This window comes from Neisseria sp. P0009.S008 (genome assembly GCF_051958615.1).
GTDB classification, from domain to species: Bacteria; Pseudomonadota; Gammaproteobacteria; order Burkholderiales; family Neisseriaceae; genus Neisseria; species Neisseria subflava.
In genome coordinates this window covers 1-241 of record NZ_JBQCVG010000092.1, presented here as the reverse complement: position 1 = coordinate 241, position 241 = coordinate 1, and the positions used below count along the sequence as shown (strand labels likewise).

Annotated in this window: 1 pseudogene; it reads left to right on the top strand. The window is 42.3% G+C overall.

The features are described 5' to 3' along the window. Positions 1-21 precede the first annotated feature (21 nt). A pseudogene (locus tag ACTHSQ_RS11410) lies at positions 22-241 on the top strand (pilus assembly protein PilQ); the annotation flags it as partial.

The window sequence follows — 241 nt, the reverse complement described above, 5'->3', positions numbered from 1 at the left end:
ATTTAGGGGTCTCACTCAATTATGAAAACCAAACACATGACAAAATTATTTGCCGGCTTCAGCGTTGCCCTCGCTGTTCAGATGGCCTTTGCAGGCAATATTACCGATATCAACGTTTCCACTTTGCCTGACAACCAAAAAATCATCAAAATCCGTTTCGACAAAGACGTCACTACACCTCATGGTTTTGTAACATCTACTCCGGCGCGTATTGCATTGGATTTTGCCAATACCAATATCC